The organism is Streptomyces sp. NPDC107550 (assembly GCF_055639095.1).
Genome location: NZ_JBVKBC010000007.1, coordinates 236,799 through 255,650 on the forward strand (window position 1 = coordinate 236,799; position 18,852 = coordinate 255,650).

An 18,852-nucleotide genomic window follows, 5' to 3' on the forward strand; every position below is an offset into this window, starting at 1 on the left:
GCGATTGAGGAGCGGGGTCTGGGGCGGAGCCCCAGAGTGCCGGGTGCGTCGTGGCTGGTCGCGCAGTTCCCCGCGCCCCTGGCGGGGCTCACCTCAACGCCGGTAAATCAAGCCCCTCCGGCGATTGAGGAGCCGGGGGCTGGTCTCAGCTGGGGCTACCACCAAGGGTCCGGGTCCTGGACGGGGTCTTCCGTGCCGAGGACTTCGGAGAGGGCGTCCACGATGCCGGCGTCAAGGGCCGTGCCGGCCGCCGTGTCCCCCGCCGCCCCGAACCCCGCATCCCCCACCGCCACGCTCACGACATACGTGTCATCCAACCCGTACGTACGGAACGTCCACTCCCCGTCCGACCCGGGCCGCCCGTCCGGCCGCAGGACATCCGTCGGCGTTCCGTCGGGCCGGAACCCGAAGTCCGTGAAGCGGAACTGCATGCCGAGCCCGATCGCCTTGCTGTACGCCTCCTTCAGCGTCCACAGCCGCACGAGCGCCGGATTGCGGTCCTCCTCCGGCATCGCCTCGATCTCGGTCACCTCGTGCGGGGTGCACAGATGCCGCCCGAGCCCGGGCCCGTACAGCTTGCGGTCCGCGCGCTCCGCGTCGACGCCGATGACACCCCCGGTGGCGAGCCCCACGAGGAGGAGTTCGTCGGTGTGGCTGAGGCTGATGTGCACGCCGTCGTACCCGCGCAGGAACGGCCGCCCGGTGTGCGTGTACCCCAGCTCCACGGACTGCGGCGGCACATGGAGCGCCGCCGCCGCCGCGAACTTGAGCAGCACCCGCGAGGAGGCGAACCGCGTGCGCACGTCCGGGTGGGTCAGTTCGAGGAACCGCGCCCAGTCCCGCCCGAGCAGCGCCCGCAGCCGCGGCCCCCCGGCCCGCTCCGGACGCCAGTCGTCCAGGCGGGCGTAGAGGATCGCGGCGCGGTGCCGGTCGAGGTCAGCGCGGACTGCCGGCCAGTTCCCGCCCGGGCCCGTGATCACGATCGGCTCCCCGAGCGTGCGCGGCGGGGCCGTACCCCCTGGAGCCGTCATCGAAGGCCTCCATCGTGTCGTGGAGATCGGTCAGCAGGTCGGCCGCGACCCCGCCGTCGATCACCCGGTGGTCGAAGGTGAGCCCGAGCCGCATGACGGGCGCCGCGGCCAGCGTGCCGTCGGCGCGGACCACGGGCCGCTGTGCGACACGGCCCGCGCACAGCGTGACGGCGGTGCCGCCCGCCGAGTGGAACCCGTCGACGGCGCCCTGCCCGAGGGAGCTGACGGAGACGGTGCCGAACACCCCGGGCCGCTTGCGCGGATCCCGCAGCGCCGCCGCGAACGCGGCCCGCCCGAGCGGCAGCGGCAGCCGCCCCAGCGCCCGTACGCCCTTGAACTCGGGCAGGTCCGCGGCCTGTTCGTCGCGGTAGCGGTCGACCTGCTCCTGGATCTCGCGCAGCGACGCCCGCTCAAGACCGGGCACGAGCGCCGAAAGCACGGCCCGCTCCCCGTCCACGCGCCGGTCCAGCGCCAGCTTCGCCGTCACCGACCGGAACCGTACGATCCGCGGCGCGCGCACGAAACCGGGCCAGCCCGGCGCCATCACCGCGTTGGTCTCGGGGTGCCGGGCCAGCGCCCGGCCCGCGGCGTGCAGCAGGTACGTCACGTACGAGTACCGCAGGCCCTCGGCGCGGGCCCGCTCGCGGTGTTCCCGTACGCGCGTCATGTCGATGTCGGTGTCCAGGTGCACCGGGCGCTGGGACTGCGCCCACTCCAGGAAGAAGAGGGTGTGCCGGCGGCGCCGCTCGATGACGGTGTGCGAGCCGTGCGCGGGGGCCGGGCTCATCCGCCCACCGCCAGGTCGTAGATGCCCTTGAGGGAGCGGGCCTCCAGGACCTTGCCGACCGGCACCGGGCGGCCCGTCGCCAGTTCCAGCGCGGTGACCAGCTTCAGCAGGTACAGGGAGTCCCAGTCGGGCAGTTCGTCGAAGTCGGCGGCGACCTGCTCGTCCTTCAGCGGCATGCCGATCTCGTCGCGGACCAGCGCTGCGAAGTCGTCGAGGGTGAAGGGGGCGGCGGTGTGGGTCATATCTTCTCCAGGGCGAAACCGGCCTTGATCCACTTGCTGGACTCGACGGCGACGGCGAGGGCCTTCTCGCCCGCCTTCATCTCGTCCAGGAGCCCCGCGATCTGCAAGAACGGCAGGGCGTTGCCGTTGTTGCCGGTCGCGGCGACGCAGGAGATCTCGCGGGCGGTGGGCACGCCCAGCTCCTCGGCGATCTTCTTCGTCATGCGGCCCGACAGCTGCGGCGGCAGCAGGTAGTCCAACTCGTCGGCGTCCCAGTCGAGTTCACCGAGCAGCTCCCACAGGATCTCCACGGCCATCACCGGGACGCCCTCCTCGATGGCCTTGTAGTCCTCGGTGAGCGCCTGCCGGTCGTCGTAGCGGTCGGCGAGCCCGAACCACTCGATGACCTGCCCCGGCTTGCGGCCGAGCCCGGTGAACCGGTTCAGCACATGCCGTACGGCGACCCGCTCGCCGACCGCGTCGGCGCTGAGCACGGCCGCGCCGGCGCCGTCCCCGAACAGGACGAAGTTGACGAGGTCGCTGGGGGCCGCGCCGGACAGGTCGCGCTGCACGTCGAGGTGCTTGCTGCACACGTCGCCGCCGATGACGAGCCCGTTGCGGTACTGCCCCGACGCGATCATCGTCTGCGCCACGCTGAGCGCCTGCACCGCGCCCGCGCACCCCGACTGGAGCTGAAACGTGGGCACTTGGTCGAGGCCGAGCTGGTCGACGACGTTGTTGACGGTCGCCGGCATCAGCGTGTCCGGGGTGGCCGTGCCGAGGACGACGAAGTCGATGTCGGCGGCGTCCACCGGGCCCGCGTCCAGCGCCTTGCGGGCCGCGTCCGCGCACAGGTCCGCGAGCGAGTAGCGGATCTCGCCGGTGGCGAGGTCACGCGCGAAGTGCCGGGTCTTCGTGCCGATGAAGACCTCGATCCACTCCTCGTTGACGCCGAGCACCTTGGCGAGCTGGGCGTTGTCCACCGGCTCGCCCGGCAGGGCGGTCCCGATGGACGCGAGGTGGGCGGTCGGCGCGGTGCGCGCCTCTTGTGCCGGGTCTGCCTGGGTCATGCCGTCCTCTCTTCGGATCCGGGGGCGACGGCGTCGAGTTCGTGCAGGAAGCCGACCAGCTCCGCGATCGTCGCGAGCCGGGGCAGCAGGTCCTGGACGGTCAGGTCGCCGAGTCCCGTGAGGCGTTCCTCAAGGCGGGACTTCAGCTCCATGACCATCACGGAGTCGAAACCGAGGTCTTCGTAGAGCCGCAGCTCGGGGCTCAGCTCGTCGGGGGAGTAGCCGCCGACCAGGCCGACGGCCTCCAGCGCGGCCCGCGCCACCGGCCCGTCCGTCCGGCCGCGCCCCACGTCGAGGACGGCGACCGCCGGATGCACCGGCCGCGCGTCCACCGGCTCAGCGGCGGGCGCGGGCGCGGGTTCGGCGGCCGCCGCGAGGGGCGCCGCCGTACGGGTGGGGGTGCGGGCCGCCCAGTAGCGGTGCCGGTCGCTGAACGCGTACGGCGCGAGCGGCTGGCCCGCCCGGTCGCGCGGCGCGTACACCGCGTCCCAGTCAGGCTCCACCCCACCCCGGTACAACTCGGCTACCGCATCCGCGAGTTGGGCGCTGCCCGCGTGTTCGTCGGGCACCGGCACCACCGGCGTGGGCCCGGCGCCGAGCGTGCGCAGCATGCCGAGCAGCACCGGGCGCGGCCCGATCTCCACGGCGTGCGTGGCGCCCTCCTCCAGCAGCGCCCCGGCGGCGTCCGCGAACAGCACGGGCGCGCTGACGTGCGCCACCCAGTACGCGGCGTCCATCGGCTCGTCCTCCAACAGCCGCCCGTACACCGTCGAGTACACCGGCACGCGCGGCGCGTCGCCGCCCACCTCGTCGGCGAGCGCGGCGAACTTCTCCAGCATCGGCTCCATCAGCGGCGAGTGGAACGCGTGCGAGACGGTCAGGCGGCGGGTGCGCACGCCCTCGCCGGTCAGCTCCTCCTCGATCCGCGCGAGCGCGGTGAGGTCGCCGGAGAGGACCGTCGCCTGCGGCCCGTTGACCGCGGCCACGCCGACGAGCGGCTCGCCGGCGACCCGGGCGGCGGTCTCCTCGTACGGGGCCCGGACCGCGAGCATGCCGCCGCCCTCGGGGAGTTCCTGCATCAGGGCGCCGCGCGCCGCGATCAGCCGGGCCGCGCCCGCCAGGTCAAGGGCGCCCGCGAGCACCGCCGCCGCGTACTCCCCGACGCTGTGTCCGAGCAGCGCCGCCGGACGCACCCCGAGCGCTTCGAGCGTGCGGCCGAGCGCGAACTCCACGGCGAACAGCGCCGGCTGGGTCCACCGCGTGCGGTGCACGTCCTCGTCACCGGCGAGCAGCAGGTCCCGTACGGAACCGCCCGTGTGCGGCAGGAGCGCCGCGTCCGCCTCGTCGAGGAAGCCCCGGTACAGCGCCGACTCCCGGTACAGGCCCGCCGTCATCGCCGGGTACTGCGAGCCCTGCCCGGTGAACAGGAACGCCGTCTCCGGGCGCGCCGCCGGCTGGCCCGCGAGCCGGGTGAGGACCGCGTCGTCCGCGGCGGCATCCCGCAGCCGCGCCGCGAGGCCGGCGGTGTCCGAGGCGCCGACCGCGAACCGGTAGCGGTGCCCCGCCTTGACCTTGTTGCTGGTCCAGGCGAGCGCCCCGACCGGGGCCCGGCCCCGCTCCACCGCGTCGGCCTGCGCGAGCAGATTGCGGCGCAGCGCGTCCGCGCCCGGCGCCGTCAGCGTGAACACGGCCGTGCCGAGCCCCGCCGTGTCCCCGGCGGGCCGCTGCGCGGGCGGCGGGGCGCTCTCCAGTACGGCGTGCGCGTTCGTGCCGCCCATGCCGAAGCTGCTCAGGCCCGCCACGACCCCCTGCGCGGGCAGTCGCAGCGGCGCCTTCAGCAGCCGTATGCCGTGCTCGCGGAGCTTCAGCGACGGGTTCTCCTTCGCCGCGAACCGGCTCGCCGGCACCACCCGGTGGTGCAGCGACAGCGCCACCTTGATCAGCCCGGCGATCCCGGCGGCGCCCTCGGTGTGCCCGAGGTTGCCCTTGACCGAGCCGAGCGCCAGCGGCTTGCCCGTACGGGAGGCGTGGTGGTGGCCGAGCGCCTTGACCTCCATCATGTCGCCGAGCGCGGTGCCCGTGCCGTGCCCCTCGACGAACGTCACGTCCGAGGGCTCCACCCCGGCCCTGCGGTACGCGGCGGCCAGCACGTCCTGCTGCGCCCACCGGTTCGGCGCGGTGATGCCGTTGCTGCGGCCGTCCTGGTTGACGGCGGTGCCGCGCAGGACCGCGTACACCCGCTGCCCGTCCGCGAGGGCGTCCGCGAGGCGGCGCAGCACGACCACGCCGACGCCCTCGCCGCGCCCGATCCCGTCGGCCTGCGCGCTGAACGGCTTGCAGCGGCCGTCCGGCGCCGACAGCCCGGCCTGCGTGTAGAAGATGGACAGGGCCGGGGTCATGGCGACGTTCACGCCCCCCGCGAGCGCCACGTCGCACTCCCCGGACAGCAGGGCGTTCGCCGCCAGGTGCACGGCGACCAGCGACGAGGAGCAGGCGGTGTCGACGGCGAGCGAGGGCCCCTTCAGATCCAGGTGGTAGGAGATCCGGTTGGCGGTCATGCAGTAGCCGTTGCCGGAGCCGATCTGCGCGGTGACATGGTCGTAGTCGGTCAGATGCAGTTGCGCCCACTCGTTGCCCATGATGCCGACGAACACGCCCGCGCCGCTGCCCGCGAGGGTGCCGGGCGCGATGCCGGCGTCCTCGACGGCCCGCCACGACGCCTGGAGCAGCAGCCGCTGCTGCGGGTCCATGGCCTGCGCCTCGCGCGGCGAGATGGTGAAGAACTCGTTGTCGAAGGCGTCGGGGTCGGCGATGAAGCCGCCCTGCGTGGTGTTGGTGCGGCCCGGCGCGCCGGACGCCTCGTGGAACTCCTCGGCGTTCCAGCGCAGCCGGGGCACCTCACCGACCCCGTCGCCTGAGCGCATCAGGAGGTCCCAGTAGGCGCGCGTGTCCGGCGCGCCGGGGAACCGGCAGTCGATGCCGACGATGGCGATGGGTTCCATCAGCGGGCGCCGCCCTGCGCGCCGGCGAACTCCTCCAGGAGGTGATCGGCGAGGGCCTGCACGGTCGGGTAGTCCCAGGCGGCCGTCGGCTCCAGGACGAAGTCGAAGTCCTCCTCGATGTCCCCGCACAGGCTGAACGCGGCGACCGAGTCGAGCCCGTACTCGGCCAGCGGCACGCTCGGGTCGATCTCGGCGGGCTGCCGCTTCAAGTAGAGCGCGATGCGGTCCGACAGCCAGGTGATCAGCGTGTCACGGGTGTGGTCGGCCAGGGAGGCGGGCGAGGCGGCGGAAGGGGTAGCGGTCACGGTGCACTCCTGAGGGCGAGACGGGCGGTACGAGTCGGAACAGGCGGTACGAGTCGAAGCGGGCGGTACGGGTCGCGGCGGCCGGCGCGGGCGGACCGTGCCGTACGGGGAAGCGGGCGCGGTCAGCCGGCCAGCGGGGTGTCGTACAGGTCGAAGCTGCGGGCCCCTTCGAAGCGGCGCAGCACCTCGTCGTGGACGCGGGCGTCGACGGACTTGGGCAGCTCGGCCGGCTGCTGCCCGAGGCGGACGGCGAGCCGGTGCAGGACGGCCGCGAGCCACGCCGGGTCGGCGAGGAACGCGTCGTCGCCCGAGCGGGCCGCCTGCTGCCACACCCCGATCGCGGAGGCCGCGGCGAGCAGCACCGCGTACCGGTCGGCCAGCGCGAACGTGGCCGGGGACGCGAGCGCCGTGCGGTCCTGCGGGGCGAGGGCGAGCGACGCCTCCTGGAGCTGGCGCAGCTCGTCCATCATCTTGAGCGCCACCGCGTGCACGGCCCGCTCCTCGGGGTTGGACGAGGGCAGTTCGTCGACGGCGGCGACGAGCGAGGCGGACAGGCTGTCCCGGCCGCTGGCCAGGGTGAGCCGCTCGAAGGGGATGCCGGGCAGGTCCTCGCGCGGCCGGAACAGCGCGCCGGGCGCCGGGTCCCCGGCGAACCAGGAGCGCCGGGCGAGCCGGGCGAGCTGCGGGATGATCGTGGCCTGGCAGGCGGCCGAACCTGCGTGCCCGAGGGAGAGCACCGGCAGGTCCCTGATGTGCTTCTGGAAGATGCCGAACTCGCCCTCGCGGACGTAGAAGCGGGCGCCGAGCACGATGGACAGGTCGTGCATCGTCTCCGTGAGCATCTTCGGCACCAGGTACTTGGTGGCCGCCGCGTAGACGCTGGTCTCCTCGGGCAGCAGATGCACCGCCCGCGTCGCCGTCAGGGAGAGGCTGTCGCAGGTCAGCAGGTCGAGGAAGGCGCCGGACAGGGTGGCGCGGGCGTGCGGGATGTCCATGACGGACTTGCGGTACAGCTCCCGGCCGCGCGCGAACCGCACGACCGTGCGCAGCGCCGTGTCCGCCGCGCCCAGCGCCATGCCGGGGACCGCGCTGCGGGTGATCTGGAAGGCGCGCAGGGCCAGTTCGACGCCCTGCCCGACCTCGCCGACCAGCGCGTCCGCGCCGAGCGGGGTGTCCTCGAAGCGCAGCCCCGACAGATGGCAGCCGCGTACGCCGGTCGCGCTGTAGCGGGGCAGGACGCCGTAGGTGCCGGTGTCGAGGCCCGCGCGTTCGGCGAGGACGACGGAGTGGCTGCGGCTGCCGGGCGCCGGGCTCGTGCGGCTGAACAGCACCCAGGCGGCGGCCCGGTCGGCGTTGTTGATGACCTGCTTCTCCCCGGCGAGCAGGAAGGAGCCGTCGGGCGCGGGCCGCGCCTCGAACTCGTTGCGCACGAAGTCGTTGCCGTGCGCCAGCTCGTGGTACGCCACCGACACCTTGCCGCCGTCGAGCAGGACGCGGGCGAGGCGCTCGCGCTGCTCGGGCGAGCCGGCCGTCCACACGTTGACGCCGGCCATGAAGGAGGTGACGCCGTAGCCGAGGCCCAGGGCCACGTCCCGGCGGAACACCTGCCGCATGACCCGTACCAGCGAGTCGATCCGGTCGAGGCGGCCGCCCAGCTCGCGCGGCACGAACTCGGCGTTCAGGACCGCCTCGTCGAGCACACGCTCACCGGCCGCGGGCATCTCGCCCGCCTCGTCGGCGGCGAGCAGCGCCGCGTAACTCACCTCGTTCGCGGGGTCGTTGGGGTCGCCCAGGCGGCGTTCCAGCTCGGCCACCCGCGCGGCGACCTCGGCCTCCTGGTCGGTGCCGGTCGCCGGGGGCGACGCGTGGGGCGGGGAACCGGTCAGCATGACGTCCTCTCGTTCTCGCCGGCCGCCGCGGCGGCCTTCTCGGGGGCGGGCGCGGCCGGCACGCGCTGATCCAGCAGCGCGAACAGCCGCCCCCCGGCCCGGGCCGCCCGCACCTGGGCGAGCAGCTCCTCGTACGTGTGGTGCGCGCCGCCCGTGAGGGCGGCGGGGTCGATGCGGGTGAGCAGCCGCTCCAGCGCGCCGTGCAGCCACAGCCCGTCCCGCCACAGCGCGCCGACCGCCGGGTCGCCGGTGAGGCGGTCCGCGCTCGCCGTCCACAGGCCGACGCAGGCGGCGCCCGCGTAGCACAGGGCGTAGCGGCGGGCCGTGTCGAACGCGGCGGGCGGCACATCGGTCAGCACGTCCTGCTGCCCGGCCATCTCCTCGTGCACGGCGTCCGTCGCGGCGAGCAGCCTGCGGGCCGCGTCGAGGACCGGGGCGAGCGCCGGGTTCTCCCTGGCGCGCCGCTCCAGGTCGGCGACCGCGCCCCCGAGCCCGACGGTGACACCGCTGCCGCGCCGGGCGACGACCGACAGCTTCGCCGGGTCGAGCGGCGGCAGCGGCAGCGCCAGGTCGCAGGCGGCGGCGGCGCCCGCGGTGTCGCCGGTGGCACGGCGGTAGCCGCGTACCAGCGAACGGAACTGGTTCACCAGGGAGTTGAGGTTCACCAGCGTGTTGCCGTCGAACAGGCCGACGATGCGGTGGTCGCGCTCCAGCTTCTGGAAGCGGCCCTCGGCCCACACGTCCTTGAGGAAGGCGCGGGCGCCGAGCAGCCGGGTCAGCTCGGCCAGCACCTCCTCGGTGCCGGTGGGCAGCAGGTACTTGGTGACGGCCGCCGTCACGCTCATCTCGGCGGTCTGCGTGTGCACGGCCCGCGACGCGTACAGCGCCAGCGCCTCGTGCAGCAGCACGTCCGCCGCCGCCTCGCCCAGCGTGCGCCGCGCCTTCGGCAGATCGATCAGCCGGCGCCCGTACAGCTCGCGTTCCTCGGCGAAGTCCAGGGCGATGCGCAGCCCGTGGTCGCCCGCGCCGAGGGACAGCGCCGCGCACATCGTGCGGGTGAGCTGGAGCGCCTTGATGACGGTCTCCACGCCCCCGCCCTCGGCGCCGACCAGCGCGTGCGCCGGTACCTTCGCGCCGTCGAAGGCGATGCCGGAGATGTCGGCGCCCCGGATGCCGTGCGTGCGCACCTTCGGCAGATGCCGGTACGTGCCCTCGTCCAGCTCCCTCTTGTCGACGAGCAGGACGCTGAAGCCGCGCGGGCCGCCCGCCGGGTCGGTGCGGGTCAGCAGGGCGAGCAGGGAGCCGCGGGTGGCGTTGTTGATGAGCCACTTCTCGCCGCTGACCAGGCGCGCCCCGTCCGGCAGCCGCTCGCTCAGCTCGCCGCGCACCTCGCCCGCCAGCAGGTCGCTGCCGTGCGCCCGCTCGGTCAGGCCGAGGGAGACGGGCACCCCGGCGCGGATGTCCGCGCCGAGCCGCCGCGCCTGCTCGGGGGTGCCCGCGACCCAGACGCAGACACCGCCCAGGTACGTCTTGCCGTGGCCGATCGCGGTCGTCAGGTCGCGCCGGGCCACCGCCCGGATGAGCTGGAGCAACTGCTCGTAGTCGGTGAGCCGGCCGCCGTGCTCGGCCGGCACGTAGTAGTCGCTGAGCCCCCACTCCTGGAGCTCCTGGCAGATGTCGCCGGGGAACTCCTCCGCGTCGTCGAGCGCGACGGTCCGCGCGTGACTGAACGTGACCTCGGGGTCGTCGGGGTCGCCGAGGAAGCGGTCCAGGTCCTCGGCCAGCCGGTACGGCGGATGGTCCATGTCAGGCCACCGTGTCCAGCGGGCGGTCGATCGCGTCGGCGACCAGCTCGCGCACGGCCGGCTCCAGGACCTCGTAGAGCGGGGTGATCTGCCCCTTGAGGAAGAGCTGCTTCATCAGCGTGCGCTGGATCTTGCCGCTGGTCGTCTTGCGGATCGTGCCCGGCCGCACCAGCAGCACGTTGCCCGCCGGGATGTTGAACTCCCGCCCGATGAACGCCTGCACGCCCGTGGCGAGCGTACGCAGGTCGGTGGCGACCGAGCTGGTGCGCACCTCCTGCACGACGACGAGGTGCTCGCGCTCCGCCGTCTCCACCGCGAACACCGAGCCCGCGCCGATGCCCAGCGACTTGTCGGTGCCCTGCACGGCCCGCTCGATGTCCTGCGGGTACAGGTTGCGCCCGGCGAAAATGATCAGCTCCTTGAGCCGGCCGGTGACGTAGAGCTGCCCGTCCTCCCAGACGCCGAGGTCGCCGGTGCGCAGCCAGCCGCCCGCGTCCTGGCCGCCCGCGCCGTCCGCGATGGCCGCGTCGAAGATCTCCTTGTTGGTCAGCGGCCGCTGCCAGTAACCGGTGGCCACCGAGGGGCCCTTGACCCAGATCTCGCCGACCGAGCCCTCCGGCTGCTCCTGGAACGTGCCGGTGTCCACGATCCGTACGTCGAAGTCCTCCGCCTGGACGACACCGCTGCTGACCAGGGTGCGGCTCGGCGCCTGCTCGCGCGGGTCGGCGAGCCGGCCCGACTCCAGTGCCTCGGAGTCCACGGAGAGGACCACCGGGCGCGTACCGCGCGGGGTGCCGGAGACCAGCAGGGTCGTCTCGGCCATCCCGTAGCAGGGGAAGAACGTCTCGGGGCGGAAGCCGGCCGGGGCGAAGCGCTCGGTGAACGCGCGGATCGTCTCGACGCGGATCGGCTCGGCGCCGTTGCAGGCGGCCTGCCAGCTCGACAGGTCCAGCGTCGCGAGCTGCTCGTCGGTGACGCGGCGCAGGCACAGGTCGTACGCGAAGTTGGGGCCGCCGCCGATGGTGACCTTGTAGTCGCCGATCATCTGGAGCCAGCGGTGCGGGCGCTTGAGGAAGGACACCGGCGACATCAGGGCCGCGCTGCCGCCGAGGAACAGCGGCTGGAGGATGTGCCCGATCAGGCCCATGTCGTGGTAGAAGGGCAGCCAACCACCGTACCGGGTCTCCGAGTTGGAGCCGACCGAGTGCTGGATGGCCAGCTCGTTGGCGAGCAGGTTGGCGTGGCTGACCATGACGCCCTTGGGGTCGCTGGTCGAGCCCGAGGTGTACTGGAGGAACGCGAGATCGTCACCCGTCAGCTCCGGCGCCGTCCACGCGCCCGCGTCGCCGTAGCCGTCCGCGTCGGTGGCCAGGCACAGCACGTCGTCCATCTGCTCGGTGCGCAGCCACGCGGATATCTCCGGCGCGTTGCCCGAGTCGGTGAGGACGGCGCGGGCCTGCGCGTCCCGCAGGATGCCCGAGACGCGGGTGAAGTGGTTGCCCTGCTCGGTGGGCAGCGGCGCGGGCACCGCCACGGCACCCGCGTACAGGCAGCCCACGAACGCCTTGATGAACTCCAGGCCCGAGGGGTACAGCAGGAGCACCTGGCGCCCGCTCGCCCCGTTGGCCTGGAGCCACGAGCCGATCCGGCGGGCCTCCGCGTCGAGCGCGCTGTACGTCAGATGCTGCGGGCCCGACCCCTTGGCGTCGTCGGGCAGGAAGATGAAGGCGTCCTTGGAGCCGAGCGCGTCGGTGCGCGCCAGTACCAGTTCCGTGAATGTGCGGAAGGCTGTCAACGTCGTTCCCTGACCTCTCCACGATCCGCTGGCGTTGCGCCGGCGAGGCTGCTTGGACTACGGCGATGCTCCGCCGGGCCCCTAAGGCGACGCTTGTGCGATACCGAGACGTCCTGGGGCGGGGACCGCGAAGCGGATAGCGTGAGCGGCGCCCGTGTCAGCGGCGACCCGTCGCGGGGCAGCGGAAGGAGACCTGCTGGTGCGCCGTATCTCAACCGAGGTCGTCATCGACGCGTCGCCCGACGACGTGTGGGCGGTGCTCACCGACTTCGCGCGCTTCCCCGAGTGGAACCCCTTCATCGTCGCGGCGGCCGGCAAGGCGGCCCCCGGTGAGCGGCTCGACCTGACGTTCCGGCAGGCCAGTGGCCGGCACATGCGGATCCAGCCGACCGTCGCCGTCGCCGAGCCCGGCCGTGAACTGCGCTGGCGCGGGCGGCTGTGGCTGCCCGGCATCTTCGACGGCGAGCACCTGTTCGAGCTGGCGCCGCGGCCCGAGGGCGGCACGCTGCTCGTCCAGTCGGAGACCTTCGCGGGCCTCCTCGTCCCCTTCACGCAGAAGGTCGTCAAGGAGTCCGTGGGCCGCTTCATCGACCTCAACGAGGCCCTGCGCACCCGCGTCGAGTCCGGCGCCTGGAAAAGCGCCTGAGCCGGAAACGGCCTGACGCCCGCCCCGAGGGAGGGCGGGCGCCAGGAGCGCGGGACGCGGACCGTGCCGCGTGGTTCAGGGCAGCGCGGGATAGTCCGTGTAGCCGGCCGCGTGACCGGGGTAGAGGGTCGCCGGGTCCAGCGTGTTCAGCGGCGCGCCCTCGGCGAGCCTGCGCGGCAGATCGGGGTTGGCGATGAAGTGCCGGCCGAACGCCACCAGGTCGGCGAGCTGCTCGTCAAGGACCTCACGCGCCGCGTCGAGCCCGACCGGCTCCGCGAAGCACCCCGTCACCGGATGCACCATCGGCCCGTGCCGGGGGCTGACGATCAGCGTGTACGGCCACAGCTTGCGCACGAGCCGGGTGAACTCCCGCTCCCCGTTCTCCACGACGTGCACGTACGCGAGCCCGAGCCGGGCCAGCGCCGGCACCAGCGCCTCGTACAGCGCGGTGGTGTCGCCCTCGTCCATGTCGTTGAAGATGTTGCCGGGGGACAGGCGGATGCCGACGCGGTGCGCGCCGACCGTGCGCGCGCACGCCGTCGCCGTCTCCACCGCCATCCGGGCCCGCCCGGCCGGCGAACCGCCGTACCGGTCGTCGCGCAGGTTCGTGTTGACGCCCATGAACTGGTGCAGCAAGTAGCCGTTGGCGCCCTGGAGTTCGATGCCGTCGGCGCCCGCGAGCACCGCCCGCCGGGCCGCCGCCGCGTACTCGCGCACGACCTCCTCGACGCCCTCGGTGGTCAGCGCCCGCGGCACCTCGAACGGCTTCTTGCCCTCGTACTCCAGGACCGCGTCCGGCGGTCGCACCGCGGACGGCGCGATCGGGAGCTGCCCGTCGAGGAGGTCGGGGTGGCTGATGCGTCCCGCGTGCTGCAACTGCACGAAGATCCGGCCGCCGTTGTCGTGCACGGCCCGCGTCACCCGCCGCCAGCCCTCGACGTGGTCGGGCGTGCACATGCCCGGCATCCGGTAGCCACGGCCGAGCGGCGCCGGGTACGAGGAGTCCGCGATCAGCAGGCCCGCCGAGGCCCGCTGCGCGTAGTACGTCGCCATCAGGGGGCTCGGCACGCCCTCGTCGTCGACGCGGCCCCGGTTCATCGGCGCCATGGCGATCCGGTTCGGCAGGGACATGCCCGCCACCGTCGTGCGGTCGAACAAAGAGGTCATGTCGGCTGCCCCGCTCCCAGGTCCACGGTGAGCGCCAGATGCCCCGGCACCGCCGCGATGTCGTTCAGGCCGTGCGCGAACTCCAGCTCCCCGCCGTCGAGTTCGGCGGTCGTGGTGAAGCCGAGTGAGGGGTAGAAGCCGCGCACCCGGTGGTTCTTCGCCGTGGGCCGGTAGCGGGCCCGCACCCGGGCCGCGCCGGTGTCGCGGGCGTGCGCGAGGAGCGTGGACACCGTCGCCTGCTCGATGCCCCGGGCGAAGACGCGGCAGCTCAACAGCATGTTGTCCAGGTGGAGTTCGTCGCCCTCGCGGTGCGCGAAGACCGCGCCGACGACGCCGTTGTCGCCGAACCGGTCGCGGGCCCGCACGGTCAGCACCAGGTGGTCCGGGTCCGCCCGCCGCTCGCGGACCTCCGCCTCCTGCATGCGCAGCGTCGTCAGGTTGAACTGGTTGGTGCGCTGCGTGATCTGCGCGACGCGGGCCACCTCGTGGTCCCGTACCCGCGACACCTCAAGGCGGATGTCGAGCGCCCGCAGATACTCCTCCATCGAGCCCGACGACTCCTGGAGGTCCTGCCGGTCGGCCTCCGAGCGGTACTGCGCCGCCCGCAGCCGGTCCTCCGCCGTCAGCGCCCGTACGTCGAACCAGCCGTCCGCGAGCAGCCGGTCCACGTGCAGCGCCGGCTCCTCGTCGAGCCGCACGACCGCCACGTCCGGCAGCGACGACGCGACGAGCCCGCACTCGAACGGCGAGTCGTCCGCGAAGACGAAGCTGTCCACGCCCAGGTTCAGGCGGGCCGCGATGTCCCGCAGGTTGCCGTCCTTGGGGTCCCAGTTCGCGTTCACCCGGGCGAAGTCCGCCTCGCGCAGCACCATGTCCGGGTGGTCGCGCAGCACCCCGAGCACCGGCTCCTGGTCGTTCTTGCTGCTGACCGCGAGGAGGACGCCCTGCGCGCCGATCTGCTTGACCGCCTTCTGGAACGCGCCGAAGGCCTCGCCCCGGTAGGTCGTCGCCGCCGCGATGCCGTCCGGGCCGTCGTCGCCGAGGATGCCGTCCCACAGCGTGTTGTCGAGGTCCACGACCAGCACCTTCTTGGCGCGCCCGCGCAGCCCCCTGGCCAGATGGGCGACCTCGCGGGCGTACCGGCCGAGGACGTCCTCGCCCAGATGCACCTTCGCGTACGTGGCGAGCCGCGTGTCCCGCACCGGGCCCGACTCGGCGACCAGCACGTCCATGTCCACCACGTGCAGCCGCGGATGGTCCGCCGTGAGCCGCAGCAGGCCCGCGTTGAACTCCCGCCAGCGCGCCGACAGTTCGGCGCGGCTCGCGTGGTCGACCAGACGGCGCAGATGCGTGCCGAGCAGCGGCAGGGTGTTGAGGACCAGCGTCCCCGGGCCGTGCTCGCCGTACTGCGCGACGAGCGCCGTGAGCTGTCGCAGCTTGGCGTCGAGGGCAGCGCCCGCGTCCGCCGCCGTCCACGGCACCGGCAGCTCGTCGAAGACGATCCGGTCGTCCAGGACGCACAGCGCCAGGTCGGTGCCCGGCGCGTACAGGGCGCTGCCCGTGTCGCTCAGGTCGCGCAGCCACGCGTCGTACTCCGGCTCCCCGTACCGCAGCGGCATGCCGTGCCGGGCGCACTGCGCGGTCAGCGCCGGGCCCAGCGCGTCCAGCATGCCGTGCCCGGTGACCGCGACCGTCAGCGCCGCCGCCCCCGGGTGGTGTGCGGCGATCGCCTCCGGGGCGACCTTGGCGAGCAGCCGGCCCGCCCGGGCCAGCGCCGCGAAGTCCGGGTCGGGCAGGGACAGCTCCGCGAGGAGCGGGGCGATCGCCGGGTACTCCTCGGCGATCCGGTCCTCCTGGTGCAGCGCCCGCAGCCGCTCCAGCGGCCCGAGGCGTATCGCCTCGTCGGTCGTCACTGCTTGGGTCACGTCTGTCTTCTCCTGTCAGCGCGGACCGGCGCCGCCCCGCACCACCGCGTCACTCAGTGACGCAGCAGCCAGGCGATCCGGTCGAGGGACGCGGCGTGGTAGGCGATGAGGACCGCGGTGAGCACCACGGCCGGGATGTGGGCGCCGGCCGCGTACAGCGCGGCGGCGCCGCCGAAGAACACGGCGAGTTCGAGGAGGAGCCGCAGACCTCCCGCCGTGGCGACGACCGCGTCGCCGCTGCGCGACTCGTCACCGGGCGTGGCGAACACGCCCCAGGCGACGGCCACCAGGAGCGGTACCGCGACCACCAGGACGTACCGCAGCGCGCCCGGGCTCACCTTCCACGCCCAGTACCCGAAGCAGACGAGTGCCGTCACTTCGAGCACGAACCTGAGTCCGAGCATCGCCGGGTGGTATCCGAGTCCTGTGGTCGTGGTCATCCGCTTCCTGCTCTCTTCTCGGGTGCGCCGTCAGACGCACATGTGGGGGGTGACGGCGGCGCCGCTCACCAGGCGACCGGCAGACTGGACACCCCGTGCACCAGCCTTCCCTCCGGCCGCGGCAGCTCACGCACGTCCACGGCGAGCCGCAGCGTGGGAAAGCGCCGCAGCAGCGTGCCGACCGCGATCTGCAACTCGGCGCGGGCCAGGCCCGATCCCAGGCAGTAGTGCGTGCCCTGACCGAACGTCAGATGGGGGTTGACGGCCCGGTCGATGTCCAGCGTGTCGGCGCCCGCGAACTGGCAGGCGTCCCGGTTCGCCGAGCCCAGCGACGGCAGCACCGCGCTGCCCGCGGGCACGAGCGTGCCGCTCAGCTCGACGTCCTCCAGGGCGATCCGCAGCAGCGCCTCGTCGCCCGGCGGATACATCCGCAGCAGCTCCTCGGTCGCCCGCCCGATCCGCTCCGGGTCCGCGCGCACCGCCGCCAGCTCCTCGGGATGCGTGAGCAGCGCGAGGACGCTGTTGCCTATCTGGTTGACGGTCGTCTCGTGGCCCGCGACGAGCAGCGAGATCCCCAGGAAGATCAACTCCTGCTCGTCCAGGCGCCCTTCGTCCGTGTCGTGGATCGACACCAGCGCCGACAGCAGGTCCGTGCCCGGCGCCGCCCGCTTGCGGGCCACCTGCTCGGCGAGATAGTCGCGCAGCGCCACCTGCGCCGCCAGCACCTCCTCCGCCGGCAGCGACGCCGTGGCGAGGAACGCCGCCGACCACGCCCCGAACTTCTCCCGGTCCTCGAACGGCACCCCGAGCAGCTCGCAGATCATCGTCACCGGCAGCGGGAACGCCAGCGCCGGGATCAGGTCCGCGGGCGACCCGGACTCCTCCATCGCGTCGAGGAACGCGTCCGTGTGCGCCTGGATGCGCGGCCGCAGCTCGTTGACCCGGCGCGCGGTGAACTCCCGCGACACCAGCTTGCGCACCCGCGTGTGCTCCGGCGCGTCCATGTTGAGCAGGCTGCGGAAGTTCTGCGTCGCCTTGCCCATGCGCGGCGCGTCCGGCCGGGTCGTCGCCGCCCGGCTGAACCGCGCGTCCGACAGCACCGTCCGTACGTCCTCGTACCCCGTCACCAGATACGCGAGGTCGCCGCTCGGCATCCGCACCCGCTGCACGGGCGAGGTCGCCCGCAGCCGCGCGTAGTGCGGGCACGGCTCGAGCGCCGACTCCCGTACGAAGGGGTAGCCGAGGACGTCGTCGGCCACCGCCGGCTGCTCCAACTGCTCGGTCATCGCTGCTGTCCTCCGGTGTGCGTGGGTACGGCCGTACGGTCGGCGAGGTCCAGGCGGGTACGGCCGTCGCGTACCGCCTGCTGGAGCTGGTAGTAGACGCCCGACAGGATGCGGCGCTTGAGCAGATCGCTCGCCGACACCGTCCGGTACGCGGTCCTGCGCGCCGCCGCCGCCAGCGGCGAGGACAGCGCGAACGCCTTCTCCTGGCGCAGTTGCAGCCCGCGCGCCGTCGCCACCGACTCCTGCCGCGCGCTCTGGAACGCGGCGCACGCCTGATCCAGCCGCGTCCCCGTCGCACCGCCCGCGGCCAGCGCCCGCGCCACCAGCGGCGCCAGCGTCACCGCGTCGATGATCGCGTGGTTGACGCCCTGCCCGAGGACCGGCGTCAGCGTGTGCGCGGCGTCCCCGATCAGGGCCACGCCCGGCCGCCACCACTGCGGCACGACCGTCGTGAAGATGTCCAGCATCGACGTGTCCGACCAGCTCGTCACGTGCTCGCGCACCCCGGGCCCGGCCTGCGGCGCCAGCGCGTCGATCCGCGCGTGCAGCGCCCCGATGCCCTGGGCGCGCAGCTCCCGCAGCCCGCCCTTCGGGATGTTGAACCCGATGCGTACGAGGTCGGGCACGGTCGGGATGAACAGGCCGTGCCGGTCGCCGAGGATCCGCACCCGGTAGGTGTGCAGGTCCCACTCCTTCGGCATCGGCGCCTTGAACCAGACGAAGTCACGCTCCAGCGGGATCTTCGTGTAGTTGATCCCGGCCATCTCACGGACCTTGCTGAACCGGCCGTCCGCGGCCACCGTCAGCGCCGCCCTGATCTCGACCGGCCCGTCCGGGAGCTGCGCGCCGACGCCGGTGACCCGGTTGCCCTCGGTCAGCAGCCGCACCGCCTTCGTCCGGCGCAGCATGCGGAACGTGCCGAGCCCGGCGCCCGCCTCCGCCAGCGCCTCGAGGAGCGGCGGCTGCGGCAGCTCCATCGGGTACGGGCACGGCTGGTCGAACACCGAGAAGTCCGCGGAGAGCACGGTGTGCCCGGCGTCGGTGATCTCCATCCGGCGCGTCACCAGCGTCTGGTCCGCGACCTTGTCGAGGATGCCGAGCCGCTTCAGCAGCCACACCGAGTCGGGTGAGATGGACTCGCCGCGGAACGAGCGGTCGAAGCGGGCGCTCTGCTCGACCACCACGACCTCGACACCGCGCCTGGCCAGTTCCAGGGCGAGCGTCAGGCCGGCGGGCCCGCCCCCGACGACACACACCTGCGCGGACAGTGCCGCAGTCATGGCTTCCCCTTCCTGCTGCCGATTCCTGCCACCGCACGGTGCCCCCGTGGCCTAAAGAACGCCTTGCACCCGGCGCCGCGGCACCCGCTTCAGCGCGGCACAAGCGGCCGGGTGCAGCCTGCACGGACGTACGTACAGCAACGGCCTACCACCCCCCAGTAGTCAGCCTGTATCTAGTCGCCGCCGGCTCCCCGGCCAGGCTT

Annotated in this window: 15 protein-coding genes; 1 reads left to right on the plus strand and 14 read right to left on the minus strand. The window is 73.5% G+C overall.

Features of this window, described 5'->3' with window-relative positions:
* Positions 1–155: 155 nt before the first annotated feature.
* The 9 genes from ACZ7LY_RS13145 to ACZ7LY_RS13185 form a co-directional block, all read right to left on the minus strand.
* On the minus strand, positions 156–983 hold the full coding sequence (locus ACZ7LY_RS13145) for a 4'-phosphopantetheinyl transferase family protein (RefSeq protein WP_471624716.1): 828 nt from the start codon (positions 981–983) through the stop codon (positions 156–158).
* Positions 937–1,818, minus strand: coding sequence for a 2-oxo acid dehydrogenase subunit E2 (locus ACZ7LY_RS13150; RefSeq protein WP_471624636.1), 882 nt, complete (start codon positions 1,816–1,818; stop codon positions 937–939). Before ACZ7LY_RS13150 ends, ACZ7LY_RS13145 begins: the two co-directional genes overlap by 47 nt.
* Positions 1,815–2,060: an acyl carrier protein gene (locus tag ACZ7LY_RS13155; protein ID WP_471624637.1), complete on the minus strand. Its 246-nt coding sequence runs from the start codon at positions 2,058–2,060 to the stop codon at positions 1,815–1,817. Before ACZ7LY_RS13155 ends, ACZ7LY_RS13150 begins: the two co-directional genes overlap by 4 nt.
* Complete coding sequence (locus tag ACZ7LY_RS13160; protein WP_471624638.1) at positions 2,057–3,109, minus strand: 3-oxoacyl-ACP synthase III family protein; 1,053 nt, start codon at positions 3,107–3,109, stop codon at positions 2,057–2,059. The genes ACZ7LY_RS13155 and ACZ7LY_RS13160 overlap by 4 nt, the downstream gene beginning before the upstream one ends.
* Positions 3,106–6,111, minus strand: a complete 3,006-nt coding sequence (locus ACZ7LY_RS13165; RefSeq protein ID WP_471624639.1) for a type I polyketide synthase — start codon at positions 6,109–6,111, stop codon at positions 3,106–3,108. Before ACZ7LY_RS13165 ends, ACZ7LY_RS13160 begins: the two co-directional genes overlap by 4 nt.
* Positions 6,111–6,416, minus strand: a complete 306-nt coding sequence (locus tag ACZ7LY_RS13170; RefSeq protein ID WP_471624640.1) for an acyl carrier protein — start codon at positions 6,414–6,416, stop codon at positions 6,111–6,113. The genes ACZ7LY_RS13165 and ACZ7LY_RS13170 overlap by 1 nt, the downstream gene beginning before the upstream one ends.
* A gap of 122 nt (positions 6,417–6,538) precedes the next feature.
* Positions 6,539–8,305: an acyl-CoA dehydrogenase gene (locus tag ACZ7LY_RS13175; protein ID WP_471624641.1), complete on the minus strand. Its 1,767-nt coding sequence runs from the start codon at positions 8,303–8,305 to the stop codon at positions 6,539–6,541.
* Complete coding sequence (locus tag ACZ7LY_RS13180) at positions 8,299–10,110, minus strand: acyl-CoA dehydrogenase family protein (protein ID WP_471624642.1); 1,812 nt, start codon at positions 10,108–10,110, stop codon at positions 8,299–8,301. The genes ACZ7LY_RS13175 and ACZ7LY_RS13180 overlap by 7 nt, the downstream gene beginning before the upstream one ends.
* Position 10,111: 1 nt before the next feature.
* The gene (locus tag ACZ7LY_RS13185; RefSeq protein WP_471624643.1) at positions 10,112–11,905 is read right to left on the minus strand and encodes a fatty acyl-AMP ligase; all 1,794 of its coding nucleotides are present in this window, start codon (positions 11,903–11,905) and stop codon (positions 10,112–10,114) included.
* Positions 11,906–12,104: 199 nt separating this feature from the next.
* Here ACZ7LY_RS13185 and ACZ7LY_RS13190 point away from each other — a divergent pair, with 199 nt between their 5' ends.
* Complete coding sequence (locus ACZ7LY_RS13190) at positions 12,105–12,551, plus strand: SRPBCC family protein (RefSeq protein ID WP_471624644.1); 447 nt, start codon at positions 12,105–12,107, stop codon at positions 12,549–12,551.
* Positions 12,552–12,626: 75 nt separating this feature from the next.
* On the opposite strand, the gene ACZ7LY_RS13195 is transcribed toward ACZ7LY_RS13190, so the two are convergent.
* The 5 genes from ACZ7LY_RS13195 to ACZ7LY_RS13215 form a co-directional block, all read right to left on the minus strand.
* Entirely contained in the window at positions 12,627–13,718 is a 1,092-nt protein-coding gene (locus tag ACZ7LY_RS13195; protein WP_471624645.1) for an alkene reductase, read from the minus strand.
* Positions 13,715–15,643 (minus strand): HAD-IIIC family phosphatase, encoded by a 1,929-nt coding sequence (locus ACZ7LY_RS13200; protein WP_471624646.1) that lies wholly within the window; start codon positions 15,641–15,643, stop codon positions 13,715–13,717. The genes ACZ7LY_RS13195 and ACZ7LY_RS13200 overlap by 4 nt, the downstream gene beginning before the upstream one ends.
* 53 nt (positions 15,644–15,696) lie before the next feature.
* Positions 15,697–16,083, minus strand: a complete 387-nt coding sequence (locus ACZ7LY_RS13205) for a YrdB family protein (protein WP_471624647.1) — start codon at positions 16,081–16,083, stop codon at positions 15,697–15,699.
* Between the two features lie 65 nt (positions 16,084–16,148).
* The gene (locus tag ACZ7LY_RS13210; RefSeq protein ID WP_471624648.1) at positions 16,149–17,369 is read right to left on the minus strand and encodes a cytochrome P450; all 1,221 of its coding nucleotides are present in this window, start codon (positions 17,367–17,369) and stop codon (positions 16,149–16,151) included.
* Complete coding sequence (locus ACZ7LY_RS13215) at positions 17,366–18,649, minus strand: FAD-dependent oxidoreductase (RefSeq protein WP_471624649.1); 1,284 nt, start codon at positions 18,647–18,649, stop codon at positions 17,366–17,368. Before ACZ7LY_RS13215 ends, ACZ7LY_RS13210 begins: the two co-directional genes overlap by 4 nt.
* Positions 18,650–18,852: the final 203 nt, after the last annotated feature.